We start from the raw sequence: 23,268 nt of genomic DNA, 5'->3' as shown, positions 1-23,268 counted from the left end.
TTATTTAGAAGGTTCAAAATTTTTATTTAAATGCAGGGGATTTATGAAAAATTACGTTCAATCGTTATTGTTAGCGATCGGTTGTGTTGCAATGTTTACCTCTTCCAGCCAGGCAGAGCCGCCCGTTCCTCCGTTTTATGAAGCGGTAATGAAATTGGCTCCAGAAGGCAAACTTGGACAGATTGTTAAAAAAGAGCAAATTCCGACTTCGCTCAAAGGTACACAAGCCTGGAAAATTGCCTACATTTCATCTGATGTTGCGGGACGTAAAACGATTGCTACCGGATTAATTATTGCTCCAGTCGGACCAGCCCCAAAAGAAGGAAGACCTATTTTGGCTTGGGCTCACGGCACAACCGGAGCGGCGCAAAACTGTGGGCCATCCCAAATCATTGATCCAACTCGTGAACTCAATGAGTATTTTCTAATGGATGGAAATTCCTGGACCGACTTCGGGATTCCAAATGGTCAAGCGTTTATCGATGAAGGGTATGTTGTAGTCTCTACAGATTACCAAGGTCTGGGTGGCGGCGGTAAACATCAGTACGCTGTTGCTGCTACAAATGGCAGGGACGTTATTAATTCTGCCAGAGCTGCCAGTGCAATGAAAGAAGTTGGTGCCGGTAAGAAGACTATTATTTATGGATGGTCACAAGGTGGTGGTGCGACGATTGCCGCTGCAAGTCTGCCGGACTATCAAGCTGAACAAGGTACTGCCGCAGATAACCTGGAATATCTTGGATTTGTTGCGCTGGCGCCTGAAGACGTTGCAGCCATGCTTCCAAAACCACCCACCGATGAAGCTGGCGCGAGCAAGCTCATGAATGAATTTACTCAGGCAAATGTTCCGAATGTATTCTTGTTTGCTCACTTTATGATGGGTCTTTGGGGGACTCAAGCAGCCTATCCCGATCTTAAATTGACCGATGTACTAACTGAAGAGGGCGTAAAGGTTGCGGATACATTATCAAGTAATAAATGCGTGCATGTGATGGCCGATTCTATTGGTTATGCATATGGAGATCAGTACAAGTCTCTAATCAAACCTCAAACTAACAATTCATTGGCTTGGATTAAGGCATTTGTTGATGGTAGTGTGAAACCAGTAAAACCGGTTGCACCTGTAGTTATTTATTGGGGTACAAAAGACACTGCGGTTCCACCAATCATGCATGAGCTTTATCAGAAGCAAATGTGTTCGATGGGGGCGAGTATCGAAAGGATTCAATTGCCCGGAGAGCAAACCCATTTCACAACTCCCGGAGTGTCGGCTCCAATGTATCTCTCATGGGTTAAAGATCGCATAGCTGGCAAGCCTGTCACCAATGGTTGTAGCAAAATCCAATAAATGTTGAGTTGATCAGGCTAAGTTATGAATCTTTTGAATAAATTTAAGAAGTCAATATTTGCATCGTTGTTGCTTGGTGTTACATGCATAATGGCCAACTCTGCAGCCGCCCAGTCCTCAGAAAAATCAAAATCTGATGCGAATGATATTGCTACAAAATTAACTAATCCAGTTGCTGATCTGATTTCATTTCCAATTCAATACAACTACGATGCGAATATCGGAATCGATAAAAAAGGGACCGCCAATTCGTTGATTGTTCAACCTGTTGTACCGATCAAGTTGAATAATGATTGGAACTATATTCTGAGACCGGTCATTACGCTTGAATCTCTTAGCAATGTAAATGGATATACAGGATCTGGTGCAGCACCAATCACGTTAGAGACATTTTTCTCGCCAAGGGCGGCTAGCGATGTCATTTGGGGTGTGGGGCCGATTGTGACTACCCCGTCGCTTTCCGGGCGTAATTTTGGTACAGCTCAAACTGGGGTTGGCGTTACTGCGGTTGGACTTGTGATGAAGGCCCCGTGGACGGTTGGTCTTTTGACCTATAACACGTGGGGTACGGGCGGAGATACCACATCTGGTACTGCAAACAATTTGTATTATCAGCCATTCATTTCCTACGTGACACATGATGCTTGGACTTATTCTTTGAATACCCAATCAACCTATAACTGGGACACAAAACAATCTGAAAATCCTATGAATGCGACGATATCCAAATTGGTTAAATTTGGTGAGCTACCTGTTTCATTTACTGTGGGTGCCCGTTATTACTTGAACAGTATGCCCGGCGGACCTTCTGGATGGGGTGCGCGCGCAAGTATGACATTCGTATTCCCTAAGTGATCTGTAAACATTCAGTATGTTTACCGTGCGATATTCGAGGGAGTTTTTGTCCAAAATCCTTTGAGTTTATTTATTTTTAACTCGAGTGATTTTGGCAGCTTTGCCTCAAAGACCGACATCCGACTGAACCGGGTCTTCAACCAAAAAAAAGGGCCCAGAGATTATCCGGACCCTTCGCGGTATTGGTGGTGGGATGAGGACCGATTTAAAAGATCAGTAGTTCAAGGGCTTAGGGTCGTTGATAATTATTGTTAGTTGGTGAGGGCTTGGTTGACTTTTCCTGTCTCACCATTAGGCTGACGAACCAGTTCGATGAACGCGCGTACGTAATCTATAGTTATATCCGCTTCCCGTGCTCCCAGAAATATCTGATTGTCTATATCGCGTGCGCCCAGCCGCACAGGTACCACATCCATCTTGACTGCGTATTCTTCGACAAGCCAACGGAGCAGGGCGGCCACACTGCGACCGCTGGCCACCATCTGCAGCATGATATCGGTCGTTTCGATGGTCTTATGGTGCTTGCGGTGGTCCCGGTTGGCAACAGGAATTGGTTATAGATGTCTAGGCGCTGAATATCCACGGGATAGAGGATCTTTACTTACCGGGACAGCTGCTGGGGTTTTACATGGGCAGCCGAAGCCAACGCATGGCTTTTGCCCACAACAAATACTTGCTGGTATTCAAACACAGGTTCGAACTTCAAACCAGATTTATAAAGCGGATCGAGAGTGACTAGCAGGTCGATTTCGTAACCGCAAGGCGTGCCAATTCCACCGAACTGGAATTTTTATTTGACATCTGTTGGCGATCGCTCAAAGCTGACCCATCTTAGGCAATATTTTTCACCCAAGATTGACCCATGTGATTGAATGATCTTCTCAAAAATGAGCAGGAGAATTTGGAGTGATCACAGTTGACATGAGTCGAGTGCATGGCACTACCTCGTACTCACAAATGAGCTCAAAATTTATTAATTCTCTTTTAAGTGTATTGCAGTTATAAACAGCAGCCTTACATAAATTGTAGTGATCGCGGCTTGATCTGACATTTCCCAGTTTGCGGCACTTGTTTATCAGATCAAATCACTATTTCAAATTATTTGTTCGCCGAGCCGGAGTCTGTTGTTTGTCTGGGTGTTGATACTGTTGAAGTCAGCATGGCTCCGCCCAGCGCTTGATATAATGCGACGGTATCGATTAATCGCTGCGCTTGAGCGGCTATCAGTTCAAAACGTGTCCTTTGATCCTGAAGTTGGGCAATCAGTAACTGTAAATAACTTGCACTGCCCAGCGTGTATTGACGCTCGACGGACTTTGCCAGATCTCTCGCCGCAGAGTTTGCCGTTGATTGCGATTTAAGAGTCATGGCATCGTTTTCCAGCGCTTTCAATACATCGGCGACATTGCGTAACGCATCCAGAACGGTCATTTGATAGTTCGAAGCGGTTGCTTCGAAGGCGGCTAAAGCGGCACGACTTTCTGCAGGAAGTCCTGGATTGAATACAGGTTGGGACAGTTGACCAAGAACTTGCCAGAAAAGAGCTCCTGTTCCGAAGAGTGAGGCAGGTGCAAGCGCAAGAGATCCGATGCTCGCACTCAGATTGAGTTGAGGATACATTTTAGCGATCGCGGCACCATATTCTGCATTCGATGCACGCATCAGTGCTTCGGATGCCTGTATGTCCGGGCGTTGTCGCACGAGCTCAGACGGGATCAGCAGAGGAAGGTCTGTCGGTAGAGTGAAATCTGACATGACAAAAGTGGGCAATGCCGATTGTCCTGGAGCTTGACCGGACAGGGTCGACAATAAGTGCCTGGTTTGTTCATATCTTGTACGGAGGACAGGAATGCCAGCACGCGTTTGTTCGGCCTCTGTTGTCAGCGCCAGGACATCGTCCTCGGATGCTTGACCAAGCCTGAGTCGATTGCGCGCAACGATGAGCTGATCCTCTTGCGCCTTCAGACTGGTTTCATTGGCCTTTATCTGACCCGCCAGCTTGGCTTGAGTGATTGCCGTCGTTGAGATGTTTGCTGCGAGTGTCAGCTTTGCCGCCAACAACTGATATTGCTGATAGTCGGCGCGTGAAGCAAGGGCTTCGAGGATTCGGCGATTCCCGCCGAAAATGTCGAAGTTGTATGTCACCCCAACAGTAGCATTGTACAAATTGAAGACATTCGGGCTGGTGGATAAACCCTGTGTTGCTCCATTTAGTTGCACCCGTTGATCGCTGAGTGTTGCATTGAGTTGCGGGTAAAGGGTCGATCCTGCTCTCGCGCTGTACAACTCTTGAGCTTGTTTGAGGGTTGATTGTGCAGCCAGAAGTGTGGGATTGGCTTGCATGGCACGAGCAATTACTTCGTCCAGTTTGGATGATCCGAAGGTTCGCCACCATTGTTGTTCCAGGACATTGTTGCGATCAAAGCGTTGCTCTTGTCCAAAAGTGAATTCGGAAGAAGTTGTTTTACCAGGGAAATTCTTGATCGTATATGACTCGGCGCTCGGATCAGCAGGGCGCGTAAAGTCCGGGCCAACGGTGCAAGCCGTCAGCGCGATCAGGCATAGCGAAGCAAGGAGTTTTTTCATTCGAAAGACCGTCCTTCACCCACTTCCTCGTGTGTCACCCCTTCGCGTATGTGATAAATCCGTTTGAATGTTGGGATGATCTTTTCATCATGCGTGACGACGATAATCGCGGTTTCGAACTGCTGCGCCAATTGATTCAGCATTCGAATGACTGTCAGGGCACGCGCACCATCAAGCGGTGCGGTCGGCTCATCAGCCAAAATCACAGGAGGTCGGTTGACAAGCGCTCTAGCGATCGAAACGCGTTGCTGTTCTCCACCTGATAGTTGTGCAGGCATCGCTTTTGCCCGATGACCGATATCAAGTGCTTCAAGCAGTTCAATAGCCATTTGCCTTGAAACATCATTCGACCTACCCGCAAGCATGGGCAGCAAAGCAACATTATCAGTTACATCAAGAAAAGGGATCAAGTACGGCGCTTGAAATATAAATCCGATTTTGTCTCTTCTCAGTGCTCTCAGATCGGGTATCTTCCATTCATTGTCATAAATGACCTCGTCTCCCACTGACATGCGACCTTCCGTGGGCTCGATGACTGCTCCCAGACATTTCAGAAGTGTACTTTTGCCGGAACCCGAAGGTCCGATCAGTCCGACGACTTCGCCCGGAGCAATAATCATATTGACTTTTTTAAGTGCATCAAATGCCATATCACCGGTGCCGAATCGTTTTCTAAGGTTTTCAATGCGAATACCGGCTGTATACATGTCAGCCACCAATCGCTTCGGCTGGGTCGACTTTGAGCGCGGCCCAAATGGCAACAATACTGGCCAGAATACAAATCAGGGCGATTGCTATGAAGCCTCTGACCGCATCGCCTTGTTCGAGTAAGACATATTTTGGAAAAAAGGGAGCCCAGAATGTGGCTGAGACCTTGCCGACTACAAATCCAATGATGCCTAGTCCAAGAGCCTGCTGGACGATCATTGATGCAATTGTCCGATTCTTGGTGCCGATCAGCTTCAGGACTGCGATTTCACGAATTTTCCCCATTGTCAATGTGTAGATAATGAACGCGACAATTGCGGCGCTGACAATGGCCAAGATAGCCAGGAACATTCCAATCTGTTTAGCCGATGTCGCGATCAGTTTGCTCACCAGAATCTCTTCCATCTGGTCACGGTCATATACTTGTAGCCGATGCCAGCGTCGGATCGAATCCGCGACTTCCTGTGTCGAATATCCGGGCTTGACTCTGATCAGAACGGCATTGACAAATGGATTTGCAGATTGTGTTGCGATGACTGCATCCAGTAAATCAGGCAATCCCGGTCTGTTTAAGGCAGGGTTTTGTTCCGTCCGTCGACGCTGTTCGAGAATGGCATCGTTATCCTTCAAGAATTGAGCCTGTTGTGCGTCTTTGATCGGGATGAAAATCATCGGGTCACCGCTTGAAGAAATCATACGGCGAGTCAAACCGACAATGGTGTAAGTGTTGCGCCTGATTTTGATTTTTTCACCTAAACCGATTCCCGCCGCAACGTCGGCAACGGCCTCGTAGTGTCCGCGTGTGATTTGCCTTCCATCAATCAAATAAGGAGGCCATCCGGGTGCACCAACATCTCCCATAACAACCCCACTTACCATGGCGCGTACATCCCTCTCGGCATATCGTATCTGCATGGTCAGGTACGTCACATTCGTTGCATCCGAAACGCCCTGAATCGTGCGAATGCTCCGCCAATGATCATCGTATACGCTTGATGGTTCTGCATAAGGGCCGAGCGTATCTTTCTGAACTACCCATAAATCGGCGCCACTGTTATCGAGTAGGGCCTTTGCGTCATCCACCATGCCTCGATAGACCCCAGCCATGGTTAACGTGACGCCAATCAGTAGCCCAAGACCCAATCCAGTAAAAACGAATTTGCCCCATCCATGCAAAATATCGCGTCCGGCAAGACTGATCATTTTTTTGTGCCCGAGATATGATCAACGACTCGAATGCGACTTTTTGGGGTTAAAGCCTGTTCGCTGTATACAACGATTTGTGATTTGGTGTTCAGGCCCTCAAGAACTTGTACCGTACCACTCAAGTCTGCGGCACCAAACTTGACAGAGGCGAAGTTGAGATTGCCATTTTTGATTTCCCACACGCCGGACTTACCGCCGAGGCGTTTGATGCTTGCGTTGGGTACGACGAGTGTAGAAGATTGTTCAGGGAGCATCACCGTGATTTCGGCAAGTTCTCCGACAGGAGGAAGCGTGGTCAGCGGCTTGTCGAACGATATTTTCGCCGACATCTCTTCGGTTATGGCATCGGCCATGGGTTCAATCCTCGTAACGTGTCCCTCAAGCAAGCGATTTGTATCCGAACGAAGCACCACTCTCGCCGGCAGTCCTGTTTTTAATCCCTTCGAATTAACTTGATCGAATCTCGCATTTACCCAGATCGTTTTTGGATCGATCATTTCCACCGCAGCTTGACCGGCAACGAGCGTTGTGCCGGGGTCGGCCTTTCTGATCGAGATGATACCGTCGACAGGAGCAATCAGTTTCAAGTTTTGGCGCTGTGCAATCAGCGCTTCATAATCCGATCGGACACGAACATATTGTTGTTCGGCGGCGTTTAAATTTGCTTCGGATAAACGGTATTCATGCTGCTTGGTTGTGTAATTCTCTTCGCTGGTCGATTTTGCGGCAAACAATTGTTCATAACGTCTTGCCTGTGTTTTTGCATAGCTTTGGCGAGTTTGTGCATCCAGACGTTGTGCTTCACTCTGCTTGAGTGCGGCGGCCTGCGCCCGTATCTTGTCATACAGATCGACAGGATCCATTTCCCCGATAACTTGTCCTGCTTCGACTTTGTCACCCACATCCACATCAATCTTCAACAAGCGTCCTGCAGCGGTCGGGCCGATTTTGTAGGTGCGACGCGATTCGACAGTTCCGATACCGAAAATAGCAGGAGAAATCGCTTTGTTTTCAACTTGTGTCACGGTTACGGCGATGGATGCCATTGGCCCTGAACGGAACAGGACATAAACGAAAAGCAGTACAAATGAAATTACGCCCAGCAGCAAAAGAAGCATGCGCTTGCTTATGTTCGGTTTCTTGAGCTTCATGTGAGGGGGGCCAGTTATACATGTGGAGGGGAGTATGAAGCAAATCGAGGCTAATTGACTTGACTTTGATCATATCAGCTTAATTTTCCAAAGTGACAGGTTTAATGCTTCCTACACTTTTCTAGACAAGATCAATGAACATTCGAGTCGTTTTAGTGAATTTGACCTGTTTTCTGGTAATTAAATTCATATGTGTTTGAATGTCTATGTTTTCAGAGGTACAAGCGATGGAAGGCCCGTTAGATTTTGTTTTGCCAAACTGGCTGGGGCACAGGCAATCTCTAGACCACGTTTGACGATAAGTAACATCGGTAGGGTTTCGATCTCTCGATAGATTACATTGGGGGTGAAGCCAGAGGTCTGACAGGCTGCGATCAGACTATCGAATATTCCACTCCCCAGCGGCGAGCTATGAAGGATGAAGCTTCCCTTGCTCAAATCGATTAATCGAACGTGGCGCCTTTTTTCAAACCTATGACCGGGAGGATGGGCCACAAGCAATGGTTCGCGCATCAGGATACATTTTTACTATCTTCTAAGGCCACATCAGGCACTTACCCTTAAAATTCCCGCGAAAACCAACGCGTCATTTAAATTTGCAGCCCGACCTTTGCAGAAAATGCTGGATCATTACAGATTGATTTTACATAGCAGTAATAAGCGGTCGGGATTGAATTAAACCTTAAGTGGTTTGTAGCCATCGCTTACAGATTAACCGTAAATGGTTTAAGTCTGGAATGCACAATGTCTCTGTCATCATTTTGCCAAAGTCCTTTCTGTGTCTATGAGACTTGTGCCGGGAGTACCTGAGGCGCGTAATAATGCATTGATTGTGATCAGATCATCTTCAGACAAAATTCCACTATTTGCTCTTAAACGAAGCCCCATAATCACGGTGTTATAGCGTGCGAGCGCAAGCTCTCGCATGGTGGTATACAACTGCTGCTGCGCATTCAGAACATCAAGATTGATCCTTACGCCAACTTCATAACCTGTACGATTGGCTTGTAAAGATGCATTGCTGGACTTTTCACTTGCCTCCAGGCCTTTGATGCGAGCAAGTCCGGCCGTCACTCCATTGAAATACTGTTGGGATTGTTGCAATGCAAGACGTTTCGCTGCCTCAAGATCGAATACCGATTTTTCGTGAAGCGCACTTTTTTCAGAGACACGCGAACTCGTCATTCCGCCCGAATACAACGGTACATTCACCATGACACCCACAACGTTGTCCACCGTACGGCCGTTATAGTAGGGTTGCACATACATATTGCCCAGCGTATTGCTCGATGTTGATGCGAACGCACTAACGGTTGGGTAGTGTCCGCCTTTTGCAATGTCAACATCGGCTTCGGCAATGCGGGTTTGAAAATGGGATCGGATGATTTCTAAATTGGCCGTTTGCGATTGTTCAGACCATTTTTTCAATTCATTTGGAACAGGTGATGGTAACGTGACGCTATATGGGAGCACCGACAGATCATCGACCGGACGACCAATGATTCTACTGAGTACATCTTTCGTATTCTGCACTGTGTTTTGGGCAGCGATAATGTTTGCACTGGCAAGATCGTAGCGAGATTGCGATTCATGCGTATCAGTGATGGTTGCTTTACCCATATCGAATCGCCGCTTGGCAGAAGCGAGCTGCTCGGCGATGGCTCGCTGCTCGGCTTGAAGGGCCATTAGGGCATCTTGGGCAGCAAGGACCTCGAAATAAGCTTGCCCGACACGGAGAACCAGATCTTGATAGGAAATTTGCAATTGAATTTCTGCGCTTGCAACAACAAGTTTTGATTGCTCGTAAGATTGCCAGGCCGACCAGTTGAAAATCGGTTGAGATAAAGTAAGCGCCCAGGCTGTATTGGAGTTTTGATAAACCTGAGTGAACGCCGTATTGGCGCGACTATCCAGATAGCCAACCGCCGCGGATGCAGAAACCCGGGGAAGCAAGGATGATCGCGCCTGAGGCATTTTCTCCATCATGGCGCGATAGTTGGCTCGTGCTGCCGCGTAAACGGGATCGTGTGTCAACGCAAGCTGCCAACATTGCTTCAAATCGATTGCGGCACTCATTTTGGATGAGAGCACCAGAGTCACCGTTAAAACAACGGTCGCGATACGACTGATGGTTATTTTTTCACGATTCAAAACTTACTCCTTACGCCCGAACCTGATGATGCGGCGGGGCAAGATTAGACAATGCCGATGTTTTGAAGTCAGCAGCAACGGCTACTATTGCAGCTTGCATTTTAAGCATCGGGGACGCCTAGCTTTCTCAGAAAAAATCCCAGCGGACAAGCATTCGTAAAACCAAACTGGAACAGATTCAGACCGACAAAGGCGGTGAAGGCCAAGGCCCACTTGCTGACAAACAAAGGACTTTGCTCGACACCCAGCGCCAGCGAAATCAAGATGAATAAACCGGCGAATATACGGATATAACGTTCTACAGTCATGGGATGCTCCCAGGATAAGTTAGAGAGTGATGTGTTGCTTGCGATATAGGGCGAAATACATCACCGGTATCACCACAAGAGTCAAAATAGTTGAAACAAGAATGCCGAAAATAAGTGAAATCGCCAAACCATTGAAGATAGGATCGTCCAGAATAAAGAAAGCCCCAATCATGGCGGCCAGTCCAGTAAGCGCAATCGGTTGAGCGCGTACCGATGCCGACTGCATCACAGCCTGCTTGAATTCAACGCCGCGCGCGACTTGTAGTTCTATAAAATCCACAAGCAGAATCGAATTTCGGACAATGATCCCCGCTAGCGCAATCATCCCAATCATTGAGGTCGCCGTGAATTGCGCCCCAAGAAGGGCATGACCTGGCATGACGCCAATCAGTGTCAATGGGATCGGAGCCATGATCACCAACGGAGTGAGATAGTTTTTGAATTGAGCAACGACAAGCAGATAGATAAGAATCAACCCCACTCCATAGGCTGCGCCCATGTCCCGAAAAGTTTCATATGTGATCTGCCACTCGCCATCCCATTTGATCGCATATTCTTTATATGTATCTGAAGGCTGGCGTATCCAGTATTCGCCGAGCTGGCCCGTGTCGGGCAATGCGGCGATTTGCAACTTGGGACGAATCGCAAATAGTCCATATAGCGGCGAATCAAGTTTGCCCGCCATGTCGCCAAAGACATAAGAGAGTGGTTTGAGATCTTTCGTGTAAAGCGGTTTGTCTATAAAGTTGCGCTCGACGGTTACCAGTTCCGACAGCGGAACCATGCTGCCGCCGGTGGTCCGCAGTGGCAGTGCAAGCAACGCGTCAAGACCGACCTGAGATTCACGCGGCAGGATCAGCTTGACAGGAATCGGGTACTTGCTATGCTCGTCATGCATATAGGCGGCGTTCATCCCTGAAAGCGCGCCATTGACTGTCTGGGCAATCGCTGCAGCCGAAATGCCCAGCACTTCCGCACGCTGACGATTCACGCGCAGGTGCACACGAGGAGCGTCTTCTTTGAGCGTCGTATCGATAGCGACAATATCGTCTGTTGTGGCGAAGGCCTGTCCGATATGTTGAGCTAGCTTTTGGCGCCCTGCCTCGTCGGGTCCATAAACTTCGGCAACAAGCGGACTCATGACCGGAGGTCCGGGAGGCACTTCCACTACCTTGGCTCGTCCGCCGTGACGCTGTGCAATCTTTTCTATTTCAGGACGTAACCGCTGCGCGATGGCGTGACTTTTTTCGCTGCGATGATGCTTGTCAATCAGGGTGACTTGCAGATCACCCAATTCAGATTCAGCACGAAGATAGTATTGACGAACCAGGCCGTTAAACGTAATTGGACTAGCAGTTCCTGCATAGCCTTGAAGATTAAGCACTTCAGACTGGTGCGACAGAAACGCTCCTATATCATGCAATGTTGCCGCCGTATCTTCCAGCGGTGTGCCGGCAGGCATATCCAGAACAACCTGAAACTCGCTTTTATTATCGAATGGCAACATTTTGAGCACAACAAGCTCAACAACCGCTAGTCCGACGGATAGTAGCATCGCCGCAAAAATGCCGCCAAGCAGATACCAGCGCCTGCGAGTACTTTCCAATAGCGGGGAAAGAATGTCTGAAAATACATTCTGAAGTTTGGATGATTGCGCCGATGCATGCACACTATGGTTTTTCATCAGCTTCAGTGAAAGCCATGGTGTGACTGTAAAAGCGATGGCCAGAGAGATGGCCATACCTAAGCTTGAATTGATGGGAATCGGACTCATGTACGGCCCCATCAATCCCGAAACAAACGCCATTGGCAGCAAAGCGGCAATGACCGTCAGCGTAGCGAGGATGGTTGGTCCACCAACTTCGTCAACCGCTTCCGGAATGATTTCCCGCAAGGTTTTTTCAGGATAGAGCTGCTGATGGCGATGTATGTTTTCGACGACGACGATTGCGTCATCGACAAGAATGCCGATCGAAAAAATCAAAGCAAATAGCGATACGCGATTCAGGGTAAAGCCCCATGCCCAGCTAGCAAACAGGGTTGCCGTCAATGTCAGGATGACAGCACTGCCTACAATGACGGCTTCCCGCCTTCCGAGCGCAAAGCCGACAAGCAAAATCACCGAACCTGTGGCAAAGGCGAGCTTCTGAATGAGTTTATTGGCTTTTTCGGCTGCAGTTTCACCATAATCCCGTGTGATTGTCATCTCAATATTTTCAGGAATCATGCTATTGCGTAGCGACTCAATCTTTTTACGCGTCGCAGTGGCTACATCGACTGCATTTTCACCAGGTTTTTTTGTAACTGTGACTGTAACTGCAGGGTAGACATTTCCCGCATTCGGTTCTCTCTGTCCGGCTTCGCTCACCGATCCGGGCGTGAACCAGACGTACCGCTGGGGCAGTTCTGCGCCGGCCTCAATGCGGGCAACTTCACGCAGGTAAACAGGCTTGCCCTTGTTGACACCAACGATCAACTCGCCGATGTCCTGAGCTGAGCGTAAAAATTCACCCGACTCCACCACTAACATCTGATTGCCAATTTCGTTCTTCTCAAGAACGGCACCCGATGGCATGCGGAAGTTTGCCGACGACAAGGTGTTTTTCAGGCTGAGCACGTCAACACTTCGCTCGCGAAGACTTGTCGGATCCAGCCATACGTGAATTGCGCGCCCAGGTCCACCGATAGTCTGAACCTCACGCGTACCGGGAACGGATTTCATTTCCTGCTCGATATTGCGTGCAACCTGTTCAAGCTCGACTCCGGACATGAAGTCCTTGCTCCAGAGAGTGACGGCCAAAACAGGCACGTCATCAATTCCCTTGGGTTTAACAATAGGGGGCAGGGCACCAAGTTCGCGGGGCAACCAATCTTGATTGGCGTTTAAAACTTCGTAAAGTCTGACAAGCGCCTCGGTTCGAGGAACACCTACTTTGAACTGAACTGTCAGCACGGCCACACCCGGTCTTGCGACAGAATAGGTGTGCTCTATGCCATTGACCTGACTGAGTACCTGTTCGGCAGGACGCGCAATCATGTTTTGCACATCCTGGCTGCTCGCGCCCGGAAACGAGATCAGCACATTGGCCATCGTGACATTAATTTGCGGCTCTTCTTCGCGGGGGGTAACGAGGACAGCGAAAATACCCAACAGTAATGCCACAAGTGCCAACAATGGCGTAATTGCATTGTCTTGAAATGTCGAAGCAATACGTCCTGAAAGACCCATTTTCCCAGCATTTGGATGATTTGATTTCATCTTTGCGCCTTAGGGTTTGGATGTGTCGGAGGAAGCCGGGTTCGCCAAAGGGCGGGCTCCTGATAATCCTGCCCTGATGGGATCAAGCGCAATACGGTCTTCAGGAGATAAGCCGGCCAGCACTTCGATACCCTCTGCACCAAAATCATGCCCTAGACGAACAATTTTCAGCACAAAACCTTGCTTGCCTGCCACATACACAGCGGTTAATTCGCCTCGTCGCAAAACCGCAGAGGCGGGTATGACCGGCCGCTTAGCTGCAGTTCCGGTAAAGCGCACCCGCACCTGCTGACCGGGAACCAATCCTCTTACGTCATCTGTCGGTAAATCAAGCCGCCAAGTGATTGTTTGGGCAATAGGATCCGCGGCTGAAAGAATTTGTTTGGAAACAGGCACAACCCAGTGCTGTTTGGACTGCACATCTGGCACGAGCACTTCAACCTTCCCACCTTCTTTTACTGCGTTAGTCAGCGTGACGGGCACATGCACAATGGCACGAAGCGGAGAAGGCGCATACAGAATGAGCAAAGGTCGACCAGGCGTCGCTAGGTCGCCCGCTTGGGCCATCGTTTCCGAGATATATCCATCATAAGGAGCCGTGACACGACTATATTCTCTGGCAAGACTGGCTTGACGTACGGCAGCACTTGCCTGATCGCGTCCTCCGAGAGCGGCTTTATACTGAGTGTCCGCCGTATCAAGCGCAGCTTTGCTGACAAAACCTTCGGACTGCAACTGCCGGGTCCGCTCCAGGTTCACGCGTGCATTGCGTAGTTCAGCTTCGGCCTGTATCAACTGCGCCTGAGCTTTTTGTTCGCCAGCCATGACTTCCCTGTCGTCGATGATTAGCAGCAGTTGCCCAGCTTTAACCTGGTCACCCGCCTTTATTTCCAGAGATGAGATTTGTCCCGAAATTTGCGCTGAAATTACGCTTTGCTTGACTGCCTCTATTGCTCCATCCAATTCGAAATTAGCTGCGATGGATTGACTGTCCAACTGGATCGTTTGCACCTCGATCGGCGATACGGCAAACGCATCCGTTGTTGCGACCAAAGACAATAACGCAAAGACAGCGTATTGCAGTTTTTGCAAAGTCATGTTGCGCGACATATCAGTGGACTCCAGTAACCCGGTGATCAGAATATTTAGACGATTCTCTTATTGAACTTGCTCGCCAAGCTTCCGATGCCTCCGCCGTTGAACACTTGGGTGTAACCCATTTGTATCAAGGCGTTGCGGGCAGAGGATGATCGCATGCCACTGGCGCAGAATACAACGATATTAGTTGTTTTATCAGGACAGTGCGCCTCGATATGGTTGGTAATTTCTCCAACAGGAAAATTAACAGATCCTTCAATTCGACTCTGGGAAAATTCCCCCGGTGACCTGACATCAATCAAAATGGCATTAGCCGGCAAAACGGTTTGCTCGCGAGCAGTCGAAATTGCATCGCGAATAGATTGAAAAATACCCATTTGTTCTTCCTTGTTCGCTATGAAATATTTGTCGAAAGATTAAACATTATATACATTTATATAATATATAAATGTATATAATTGAGCAAGATTTTTTTCTTTTGCACCTTGCGTGTTGGTGATCGCTCAAAACTGCGTAGTTTCTGTGTCGTTTTGTAGCGGTTTGTGAAAATTCTGGGGTACTTAAGATTTTTGTAGAAGGGCATAAAAAAAGGGGCTTCTCATAGGAGAAACCCCTTCGCGGTATTGGTGGTGGGATGAGGACCGATTTAAAAGATCAGTAGTTCAAGGGCTTAGGGTCGTTGATAATTATTGTTAGTTGGTGAGGGCTTGGTTGACTTTTCCTGTCTCACCATTAGGCTGGCGAGCCAGTTCGATGAACGCGCGTACGTAATCTATAGTTGTATCCGCTTCCCGTGCTCCCAGAAATATCTGTTTGTCGATACCGCGTGCGCCCAGCCGCACAGGTACCACATCCATCTTGACTGCGTATTCCTCGACAAGCCAACGGGGCAGGGCGGCCACACCGCGACCGCTGGCCACCATCTGCAGCATGATATCGGTCGTTTCGATGGTCTTATGGTGCTTGGGGGTGATCCCGGCCGGCAACAGGAATTGGTTATAGATGTCAAGGCGCTGAATATCCACGGGATAGCTGATTAGTACTTCCTGGGACAGTTGCTGGGGTTTTACATGGGCAGCCGAAGCCAACGCATGGTTTTTGCCCACAACAAGTACTTGTTCGTAGTCGAACACAGGTTCGAACTTCAAACCGGGTTTATAAAGCGGATCGGGAGTGACTAGCAGGTCGATTTCGTAACCGAAAAGCGCGCCAATTCCGCCGAACTGGAATTTTTGTTTGACATCCACATCCACGTCAGGCCATGCGGTCAAATAGGGTGAAACCACTTTGAGTAACCACTGGTAACAAGGGTGGCATTCCATGCCGATGCGCAGCGCACCTCGCTCGCCCTTCGCAAATTGGCCAAGGCGCTCTTCTGCTAGGTCTAGTTGCGGTAGTACCCGGCTTGCCACTGCCAGTAAGTACTGACCGGCTTGGGTCAGGCGCAGACTTCGTCCTTCGCGTAACCAAATGTCGGTACCCAGTTGTTGCTCCAGTTTTTTCATGGTGTGGCTTAAGGCTGACTGGGTCAGGTGCAGCGCGCCCGCAGCGGCAGTCAACGAGCCTTGCTCCTCGACCTGCTGAACGATGCTGAGATGAATGCGCTCAATCATTTAAATGAATTATTTTCATGGATTTATGAAATAAGACCATTTTACTTCATGATTTATCGAATCTAACATCTGAACCATTATTCATGAGAATTTTCGGAGCGTTGATGGACTTCAAAAACAACCTCGCATTGCAGTAGAGCAAAAGCAGGGGTTGGAGTTCAGCCATAGCATCCGTTTAGTCCTTGATTGGAAACGAAAATGACACATCCACTGCGTGTAGTAGCGATTTCTGGCGGACTGCAAAGCCCTTCCAAGTCTGCAGCCCTGACAGAGCACATCTTGAATCTAATTGCGGAAGAAATTTCGATCGAACAACATTCGGTTGAACTTGGGCAACTCGCACCACTTTTTGCTGGCGAGATCTGGCGAACCCAACTGCCCGATGCAGTTGAGCGCAAGCTTGCTCTAGTTGAGCAAGCCGATATCCTCGTGGTGGCAACACCAGTCTATCGCGGCTCTTACACTGGGCTGTTCAAGCACTTTTTCGACTTCATTCATCAGTACGCCTTGGTCGACAAGCCGGTTTTATTGGCGGCCACGGGGGGAAGCGAGCGCCATGCGTTGGTGATCGATCATCAGCTGCGGCCGCTGTTCAGTTTCTTCCAGGCGCGCACATTGCCATTGGGCATATATGCGACTGACAAGGATTTTGTCGACTATCGAGTGCAGGACGTAGTGCTGATCGAGCGGATTAGACTGGCGGTGCAACGAGCATTGCCCTTGCTGGAGTTGACACGCGCAGCCAAACACGCTTTTGTGGAGCAATTAGTTGTGGCCTAAAACAGAAATTGGCTTTTTTTTTTCTTAAATATTCAAAAATTAAATCGTAATGAACCAAGAACTCATTTTTAAAATTAAAAGAATTTGTTTCGATGAAAATTATCATCCATCGGACAGCACGCGTATCACCACGAATTTTGCCAATCTGGCACGGGGTACAAATCGGCAGCAAAATTTGCGCAATACGCTGAAAATGATCGACAACCGCTTCAATAACCTGGCTCATTGGGATAATGCATCGGAAGATCGATACTCTGTTGAACTGGAGATTATCTCCGTCGAGATGAGTCTTGGTTCGGGGAGTAGCGAGGCTGCATTTCCATTGATCGAAATGCTCAATACCAGCATTCTTGATAAGAAGACAAACAAACGCATCAATGGGATTGTTGGGAACAACTTCTCCTCCTACGTGCGTGACTACGACTTCAGTATATTGCTTCCGAGCTTCAACGTGGATCGCCCGCAATTCAGTATTCCAGAAGATTTTGGAGACTTGCATGGAAAACTGTTCAAACAATTTGTATGTTCGAACACTTACAAACATCACTTCAGCAAGCCACCCGTCATTTGCATCAGTGTGTCGACTAGCAAGACCTATCAGCGGACCCTGAATCAGCACCCGGTACTGGGTGTCGAGTATCAACAGAGTGAACTGTCCCCGACTGACCATTACTTCGCAAAAATGGGAATGCAGGTTCGCTTTTTCATGCCTCACAATGGTGTTGCACCATTGGCTTACTACTTTTACGGCGATTTATTGGGTGACTACACAAATCTCGAACTGATCAGCACCATCAGCACCATGGAAACTTTTCAGAAGATCTATCGCCCCGAAATCTACAACGCCAATTCTGCAGCCGGAAGACTATACCGACCCAGCTTGAAATATCAGGATTATTCGTCAACACAGATAGTCTACGATCGGGAAGAGCGCTCACAACTGGCTGTCAATCAAGGAAAATTTGCGCAAGAGAACTTCATCACGCCATACAAGAACGTACTTGACCGGTGGGCGGCTGAATGCGCGCATTAATTGTTCGGCTCATTTGAATTCATTCAATTTCCATACACTTACCAAAAGGAATTCTCAGATGTTTGAAACCTCGATCGCAGGCAGCTTGCCCAAACCAGCTTGGCTAGCTGAAACTAACAAGCTCTGGCCGCAATGGAGGAGCGAGGGCGCTGCACTTCTTCAAGCCAAAGCCGATGCGACCCTGCTGTGGATCAAGGCTCAGGAAGACGCTGGGCTAGACATTGTGAGTGATGGTGAGCAATCGCGTCAGCATTTTGTGCACGGTTTCCTTGAACAGATCGAGGGCATCGACTTCGATCACAAGGTGAAGATGGGCATCCGGAACAACCGCTATGATGCGATGGTGCCGCAGGTGGTATCGGCTCTCCGACTGAAAGGTCGCGTGCATGCCTTCGAAGCACAGCTGGCGCGTGCGCACACTAAAAAGAAGTTGAAATTTACATTACCTGGCCCGATGACTATTGTTGATACTGTCGCCGACCGATTCTATGGCGACAAGGTCAAGATGGTATTTGCATTTGCAGAGCTACTCAATCAGGAGGCGCTCGCATTGCAAGCAGATGGCGTGGACATCATCCAGTTCGACGAGCCCGCTTTCAATGTCTATATGAAGGATGCGGCTGATTGGGGTGTTAAGGCGCTGGAGCGTGCTGCCCAGGGATTGACCTGTACAACGGCGGTGCACATTTGCTACGGCTACGGCATCAAAGCCAATACCGACTGGAAGAGCACGCTTGGTGACGAATGGCGCCAATACGAAACGGTGTTCCCTGCGCTGGCCCACAGCAGCATCGACCAAGTGAGCCTTGAATGTATTCATTCACATGTACCTCCAGATCTGATGAAACTGCTGGCAGGTAAGGATGTGATGGTAGGTGTGATCGATGTGGCGAGCGATGTGGTCGAGACACCTGAGGAAGTGGCTGATACCATCGGCCTGGCGCTGGAGTTTGTGCCGAAGGAGCGGTTGTTCCCGTGCACGAATTGTGGCTTGGCCCCGATGGAGCGAGAAGTTGCGTTGCGCAAACTTCAAGCATTAGCTGAAGGTACGAGGCTGGCAAAGGAGCGATTTTCCAAAGATTGAGGCGCTCAGGACCGTTGCCTAATGCCACTGAGTCACGCTTTCTGTCGCGAGATCCATCCGGCGATTGCATAGAACATCTAAAGTAGTTGAAGATGGTCGGCTGAGCCATGAAGCATATTCAGCGAAAATGTAGATTCCACTCTTGGTAAAAGGAACTCGTCGATAGGAATGCCTGAAACTGCTTGTTTTCTAATAAGATTTTTTTGGCAAAAAAGTTATGAAGACCAGAAAATCATTACTTGCAGAGAAACTTACCATTGAGCAAGCCATACACGCAATAGAGGCTAAAGCTCAGAATAAAACAATAATCAAAAATCTGGACGGAACGGTTTCTCTCCAGATTCCGATTGCACCAACTGATATCAAGCAGATGGCTTCTCTACGCTCTAATCTTGCTCAGACTGAGTTGCGTTTAGGAAAAAGTAAGTCGAGTGCCCGAGTGATAGCGAATCCTTCTTCCAGCCAGTCAATGGACCTGTTAACCGAGCAAATGTTGGCTGGGCGTTGGCACTGCTCAACATCTCGCCTTCAGCGTTGGCGCGCCGCTAATACTGGTCCAAATTATTTGAAGATAGGTGGTAAGGTCTTGTATCGTCGAGAAGACATCTCTGCATACGAGGATGCACATGTCGTCAAAACCTTTGTAAAAGTCTGATTTTGTATTAGGCAATTCATGCTGGATACAAATAGTTCACGAAATTTCCGAGAACTCTATCCTGCGGACTTAAGTCCGCAATAGACCATTGATTTTATTGGCTTTTTTTATTTGAGTTGTAAATGTATTTTGGGTAGCGAAGGAAATAACATAAAAAACAATGAAAATGCGGGTTCATGAGGGTCTTATGAACCCTCATGAACCCGCATGAATTAGCAATAACTAGCGGACCAAAATATGGTGGAGATGTGGGGACTATATAGAGTTTTTGTTAGTACAAGGGGTTAGGCCAGTTGATATCGGCTGAGGAGTAACCACTATTCATAACAATTCCTAATTGCCAAATTAATTAAAAATTAATTAGTTCATTTGAAGTTGTTTCGTTTTGATCTGAAAAATAGGTATTCAATCATGGGGAACAGTTAGATCTAATCGCGATAACTACCCATCAGAATCGATTTTGCTATTTTTTCTTAAGCTACCAGGCGTAAAGCCGAATTTCTTAGTAAACATTGTTATGAAGTGATTGACGTGTGAATAGCCTAATTCGTATGAAATTAACTTAAGAGGTATGTCTGAATTGATTATCTTTTCTTTAGCTTGATTCAGCCGATGGGTTGTCATGTATGAATAGACTGAATCGCCGAAGGCATCAATAAATTTTTCATTTAATTTTCGTGCTGATACGCCGTATTTTTTTGAGAGATCATCTAAGTTTGGTAATTTACCTTCGTAATTAACCAAGTAACTGTGTAAGTGTCTCGCTAGATCATCACGATTGTTCGCGTGATTTTTATCAGAGAAGGTGAAGGTTGATTTTGGTGCTGGTTGCAATAACAAACGACGGCTTAAAGCTTCAATCGCTGCTTCAAGTTCGTCGATAGATGTCGGCTTAGTTAAATAGAGATCTGCACCGTTGGTATATCCGCTGATCTTATCTTGAAGGTGCTCTCGAACCGTTACCATGATGATTCCAATATTGGGGCGCGCATTTCGCATCCTTTTTGCAATATTTAAACCATCTTCACCAGGAAGGTTTAAGTCAAGTATAAGTAAATCAGCGTTAAATTCATTTAACGTCGTATAGAGCGCAATGGCATTTTCAACACCTCGAACTTCATATCCAAGTTTGTGCAATGCTAAAACTGTAACTTGTCTAAGTTCACTATGATCTTCAACTACGATAATTTTTAAAGTGGAATCCATAGTTCGAAAGTAATGAGATGATTGGTTGCGTGCATTCTAAGGTCACCTTTTATTTTTTTTGAAAATCCCTTCGCAATAAACAAACCTAATCCAGAGCCTGTTTTACTTTGAGAATGTGCATCACGATAGAATTTTTCAAATACCCTTTTTGAATTCGGAATGCCTGATGTTCCAGGTGAATTCGAAACATTAATTAAAACTCCCAAACTTCCATTTTTTGGAAACTGTTGGGCAGTCATCTTTATTTTTTCATTTGCTGGACTATATTTCAGCGCGTTTTCTATCAAATTAGATAGGATAACGTTTAGTAATTGAATGTCAGTTTTAACGGTCAGTTTTTTTTCAACATCAGCTTCAATCCTGGTTGGTGCTGAGCTATTCATAATGCCGGTATCAATTATTTCGTCTATGCTCAGATAGGAGAGTGATAATTTAATATTTCCGTGTTGTAGTTTGTCTGATTGCATACAGCGATCGATGACAGAACTCATATCATCAATCGCACGACTGATGGCAATTTTTAATTTATCAGGAAAGGTATTTGTATCTGTCGCAATTCGGATGACTGACATTGGTGTTTTAAGTTCATGATTCAGCATTGCCATAAACTGCATTTGATCTTCTCGTCGCTTGATTTCAGCAGTCAGTAATAAGGCCATAAAAACAGTAAATAAAACAATCACAATCGAGACGATAGCAAACCAAAACATTCTTAAATGAACTGTGTTCGACAGTCCTTGGTTGGATAGACTCGTCATGATTACGAGCGAGGTGTTATCTATGCTTGTGTATGCAAATAATTGTTTTAAACCTGTATCGGAGTCTATAGATTCAAATAAACCTTGAGATGCATTGTTTAATGCTGCCCATAGAGGTTCTATTAGTTTTAAGTCTATATTTTTTACGTTATCGGGAGCAATCGCTTTAATGCTTCTGTTAGTTTTATCAATCAGTACAACTGATATATTTTCTAATTCTGCTATTCCGCGATAAAAGTGAGTGAATACATCTGTAATTTTTGATTCTGCTGATGAAGCAACGCTCTTATTATTATTTTTATCAAAAATAATGCTATTCGTAATCTGATTTGTTGTGATAACGAAAGATTCGTTGATGATTTCTGTTGAATTTAACCATCTGTTTCTTTCTACCTCATAAAAATTTCCATAAGATATACCAAGCAAGCATACGATTCCAAAAATCATTACTGAGACACAACTCCAGAGCAATAATACTTTTTGTCCGTAGTGTTGAATGAATTTGAAATTTTCTTTATTTTTTTGAAAGAATGTTTGTTGATATCCATCGCGGAGTGTGGATTCCATCCACATGACACAGACTGTCATCAGGGACACTAGGATGATATAGCCAAGTAATGATTTCCAATCGGTTGGGTTGCTTGCTCTAATACTTGGTGCAGTATCGAGTTGCAGCATATATATGCCTCGAACAAGCATCCAGACGGTGGCTGTAGCGAATAACAAAAAAAGAATCCATGCAGCAAAGTTTTTAAAATTGTTTTTTGCGATTCTAAAAAGTAGTTGAGTATTTAATCCATTAATCACTGCAACCGCGAATGAAAAAAGTGCGCTTCTGAATGGCCCATTGGGATCAACTATTCCCCAGTACCAAAATCCAGGTGCTGTGCCGATGGCAAGTATCCAACAAAAGTGAGATGGGCGCTTGTTATATAAAAATTTATATAAGCCCCGGTGAAAAAATGCGCTTGAAATGGTCAGTATTATGTTTGTACCAATAAGCGTTGCCCAGATAGGAAGAGCGTGCCCAAATCCAGATATAAAAAATCCAGTTCCTAAAGAAAGTACGCTGTATCCAAAGCTGCGAATAATGTTTGAATTTGTTTGAAATTTTGCGTATATGAAGATGACAGCGAAGAGCCCAAGGCTCATTCCGGAGGCGATCAAGTAAAGGTTTAAGGTACTAAAGTTCAAAATCCTAAGTCCTAAAATTCAAAAATTTACTATTTTTATCAAAGATATTTAGATCGACTTTCATGTTGTCAGATGAGTAATGCAGGCCAGTGATGGCGCAGCACGCATAAATAGGGAGGTAAGCAACTGAAACTTATTTATTGCTAACTGAATTCGGTGTAGATGAGATAGGCCTTTGAATTTACCGGATTGGCTTTAATCTCAGTGTAAAAAAAATCAGCTTGCAATATTTCGTATCATTTAGAAGTTAATTCGTAGAAAGTCAAACAGGTAAA

19 protein-coding genes and 1 pseudogene are annotated in these 23,268 nt (G+C 46.8%); 6 read left to right on the top strand and 14 right to left on the bottom strand.

The window, feature by feature from the left end:
- Positions 1–43 precede the first annotated feature (43 nt).
- Complete coding sequence (locus G3I67_RS12560) at positions 44–1,348, top strand: lipase family protein (RefSeq protein WP_163655878.1); 1,305 nt, start codon at positions 44–46, stop codon at positions 1,346–1,348.
- Between the two features lie 24 nt (positions 1,349–1,372).
- Positions 1,373–2,203, top strand: a complete 831-nt coding sequence (locus G3I67_RS12555; RefSeq protein ID WP_163655877.1) for a transporter — start codon at positions 1,373–1,375, stop codon at positions 2,201–2,203.
- 251 nt (positions 2,204–2,454) lie between these two features.
- Here G3I67_RS12555 and G3I67_RS12550 read toward each other — a convergent pair.
- The 12 genes and pseudogenes from G3I67_RS12550 to G3I67_RS12495 form a co-directional block, all read right to left on the bottom strand.
- Positions 2,455–2,993 (bottom strand): annotated as a pseudogene (locus G3I67_RS12550) (LysR substrate-binding domain-containing protein); the annotation flags it as partial.
- A 308-nt stretch (positions 2,994–3,301) separates the two neighbouring features.
- Complete coding sequence (locus G3I67_RS12545) at positions 3,302–4,789, bottom strand: efflux transporter outer membrane subunit (protein WP_163655876.1); 1,488 nt, start codon at positions 4,787–4,789, stop codon at positions 3,302–3,304.
- Positions 4,786–5,496 (bottom strand): ABC transporter ATP-binding protein, encoded by a 711-nt coding sequence (locus tag G3I67_RS12540; RefSeq protein WP_163655875.1) that lies wholly within the window; start codon positions 5,494–5,496, stop codon positions 4,786–4,788. Before G3I67_RS12540 ends, G3I67_RS12545 begins: the two co-directional genes overlap by 4 nt.
- Position 5,497: 1 nt before the next feature.
- Complete coding sequence (locus tag G3I67_RS12535) at positions 5,498–6,700, bottom strand: ABC transporter permease (RefSeq protein ID WP_163655874.1); 1,203 nt, start codon at positions 6,698–6,700, stop codon at positions 5,498–5,500.
- On the bottom strand, positions 6,697–7,854 hold the full coding sequence (locus tag G3I67_RS12530) for an efflux RND transporter periplasmic adaptor subunit (protein ID WP_163655873.1): 1,158 nt from the start codon (positions 7,852–7,854) through the stop codon (positions 6,697–6,699). Before G3I67_RS12530 ends, G3I67_RS12535 begins: the two co-directional genes overlap by 4 nt.
- Positions 7,855–8,058: 204 nt before the next feature.
- Positions 8,059–8,367 carry a LysR substrate-binding domain-containing protein gene (locus G3I67_RS15175; protein ID WP_163655872.1) on the bottom strand — a complete coding sequence of 103 codons (309 nt, stop codon included), beginning with the start codon at positions 8,365–8,367 and terminating at the stop codon, positions 8,059–8,061.
- A gap of 243 nt (positions 8,368–8,610) precedes the next feature.
- Positions 8,611–10,005, bottom strand: a complete 1,395-nt coding sequence (locus G3I67_RS12520) for a TolC family outer membrane protein (protein ID WP_235931917.1) — start codon at positions 10,003–10,005, stop codon at positions 8,611–8,613.
- 101 nt (positions 10,006–10,106) lie between these two features.
- The gene (locus G3I67_RS12515; RefSeq protein ID WP_163655871.1) at positions 10,107–10,313 is read right to left on the bottom strand and encodes a YgaP family membrane protein; all 207 of its coding nucleotides are present in this window, start codon (positions 10,311–10,313) and stop codon (positions 10,107–10,109) included.
- A 19-nt stretch (positions 10,314–10,332) separates the two neighbouring features.
- Entirely contained in the window at positions 10,333–13,572 is a 3,240-nt protein-coding gene (locus G3I67_RS12510; RefSeq protein ID WP_235931914.1) for an efflux RND transporter permease subunit, read from the bottom strand.
- Positions 13,573–13,581: 9 nt separating this feature from the next.
- Positions 13,582–14,682 (bottom strand): efflux RND transporter periplasmic adaptor subunit, encoded by a 1,101-nt coding sequence (locus G3I67_RS12505; protein WP_163655870.1) that lies wholly within the window; start codon positions 14,680–14,682, stop codon positions 13,582–13,584.
- Positions 14,683–14,717: 35 nt separating this feature from the next.
- A complete protein-coding gene (locus G3I67_RS12500) occupies positions 14,718–15,047 on the bottom strand; it encodes a rhodanese-like domain-containing protein (RefSeq protein WP_203583653.1) in 330 nt (109 codons plus the stop codon).
- A 315-nt stretch (positions 15,048–15,362) separates the two neighbouring features.
- Complete coding sequence (locus G3I67_RS12495) at positions 15,363–16,283, bottom strand: LysR family transcriptional regulator (RefSeq protein ID WP_163655868.1); 921 nt, start codon at positions 16,281–16,283, stop codon at positions 15,363–15,365.
- A 198-nt stretch (positions 16,284–16,481) separates the two neighbouring features.
- Here G3I67_RS12495 and msuE point away from each other — a divergent pair, with 198 nt between their 5' ends.
- From msuE to G3I67_RS15015, 4 genes are all read left to right on the top strand, one after another.
- Positions 16,482–17,063, top strand: coding sequence for an FMN reductase (gene msuE / locus G3I67_RS12490; RefSeq protein ID WP_163655867.1), 582 nt, complete (start codon positions 16,482–16,484; stop codon positions 17,061–17,063).
- 49 nt (positions 17,064–17,112) lie between these two features.
- Positions 17,113–18,096 (top strand): DUF1852 domain-containing protein, encoded by a 984-nt coding sequence (locus tag G3I67_RS12485; RefSeq protein ID WP_163655865.1) that lies wholly within the window; start codon positions 17,113–17,115, stop codon positions 18,094–18,096.
- A 58-nt stretch (positions 18,097–18,154) separates the two neighbouring features.
- A complete protein-coding gene (locus G3I67_RS12480; RefSeq protein WP_163655863.1) occupies positions 18,155–19,180 on the top strand; it encodes a methionine synthase in 1,026 nt (341 codons plus the stop codon).
- Positions 19,181–19,397: 217 nt separating this feature from the next.
- On the top strand, positions 19,398–19,835 hold the full coding sequence (locus G3I67_RS15015; RefSeq protein WP_235931913.1) for a helix-turn-helix transcriptional regulator: 438 nt from the start codon (positions 19,398–19,400) through the stop codon (positions 19,833–19,835).
- Positions 19,836–20,276: 441 nt separating this feature from the next.
- On the opposite strand, the gene G3I67_RS12470 is transcribed toward G3I67_RS15015, so the two are convergent.
- A complete protein-coding gene (locus G3I67_RS12470) occupies positions 20,277–21,041 on the bottom strand; it encodes a response regulator transcription factor (RefSeq protein ID WP_163655861.1) in 765 nt (254 codons plus the stop codon).
- Positions 21,026–22,993: a cache domain-containing sensor histidine kinase gene (locus G3I67_RS12465; RefSeq protein WP_163655859.1), complete on the bottom strand. Its 1,968-nt coding sequence runs from the start codon at positions 22,991–22,993 to the stop codon at positions 21,026–21,028. Before G3I67_RS12465 ends, G3I67_RS12470 begins: the two co-directional genes overlap by 16 nt.
- Positions 22,994–23,268: the final 275 nt, after the last annotated feature.

Source organism: Sheuella amnicola (assembly GCF_010499255.1).
In the GTDB taxonomy this organism is placed as follows: Bacteria; Pseudomonadota; Gammaproteobacteria; order Burkholderiales; family Burkholderiaceae_B; genus Zwartia; species Zwartia amnicola.
The sequence above is the reverse complement of the archived record's forward strand: the minus strand, read 5'-3'. Positions and strand labels throughout refer to the sequence as shown.